Origin of the sequence: Anaerococcus degeneri (genome assembly GCF_017874475.1) — a bacterium.
GTDB lineage: Bacteria > Bacillota > Clostridia > Tissierellales > Peptoniphilaceae > Anaerococcus > Anaerococcus degeneri.
This window is the reverse complement of record NZ_JAGGLO010000028.1, coordinates 1-1407: the sequence shown is the minus strand read 5'-3', so window position 1 is coordinate 1407 and position 1407 is coordinate 1. Positions and strand designations below refer to the sequence as shown.

Here is a 1407-nt window from a genome sequence, read left to right as displayed (position 1 = left end):
GTCTTTTGTGAATATATTTTTCTTTTGATATTCATCATAGAATTCTTTTTTGGCTTTGTAGATTTCATAGTATAAAATTTTCTTTTCTACATCTTCCATTTCTTTATGGATTGTCTTTGCTTTTTTATTTAGCTTATAACTATTAGACTTTAAAGTTTCTATTTTTGTTTGTAACTGACCTATGGTTTCTATGTCATTTTTTCTTAAATAACTATATGCACTTGTTAGCTTTTTGAAGTCATACTTTTCTTTATTAGTTTTGGCATATCCTTTTAGGTATTTACTTTTTTCTTTTTGAATTTCTGAATAAGTTAATAGATAATTTGTTAGATTGAAAAGTTTAGGGTTGTCTATTACCTTATCTCTTTCTATATCCTTAAATTTTTCATAAGCAGTAGATAGGTTACCTAATAAATTTCCTATCCAACCCTTTAATGTCTTTATCTCTTCTTTTATTGTTTTTACAAGTTCATTATATTTTCTTATTTCTCTATTATAGTTTCCCTTGTCAGTTTCTATTCCTTTTCTTTCCATTGCACTTGCTGCTGATCCTAAGTGGATTGTCGGTAGATAATCTGAATTTTGTCTTTTAAAACTCCTATGGTCTACTCTTTTTTCTATCTTGTTTTTTGCTAGGTATTCGTTGCAAAGGTCTGAAAAATTTTCTCTCCATTTTTCTACATTGCCTTTATCGTTCCAGGTTGTTAGTTCTACTTTTCTTGTCTTAGGTTTTCCATTTTTGTTTAAAATCTTTTCTCCTTTTTCATCTAGGATATATTCTTTTTTTGACTTTGCTAAGAACTCTCCTTTTTCGTTTATGGGTCGCATTATGGTCATGATATGACAATGGATATTTCCATTTTTATCTTGACTCTCATCATGAATTGCATAATCTACTATCATTCCTTGTGATGTTAGATTTTCTTTTATAAATCTTTCAACTAGGTTTATGTTTTCACTTAAAGATAATTCTTTTGGTAGTCCTATTATGAATTGTCTTGCTAGTTGTGCATTAGAATTTTTTTCTGCCATTTCTACTTTATTCCATAAGGTCGACCTATCATTAAATTCTTTTGGTATATGATCAGGCAATATTATATTTTTTACTAATACTTTTTCTTTTCTTGTGTAGTCATGGGTTACTCCGTCCCATTCATTTTTTATTTTTTCTCCACTTATATATGCTGCACTTGCTACTGCACTTTTTCCTTTTCCTCTTGATATTATGTTTACTGAAAAATGAAAACTGTCTGCCATTTTTATCACTTCCTTTCTTTCTTGTTGTTTTAGGTGGAGGCTTAATAGATTTTTATATCCACTTTGTGAATGAGCGTTTTGAAATGATAGAATAGAAAAAGCCGACTACTGAATTAATTTTTGTTGTTTCAGTATGTCGGCTTAATTGTT

At 28.7% G+C, this 1407-nt stretch carries 1 protein-coding gene; it reads right to left on the bottom strand.

The window, feature by feature from the left end; genetic code table 11:
* On the bottom strand, window positions 1-1257 hold a 1257-nt coding region (gene mobQ, locus J2Z38_RS10460; RefSeq protein WP_209775241.1), incomplete at its 3' end, for a MobQ family relaxase.
* Window positions 1258-1407: the final 150 nt, after the last annotated feature.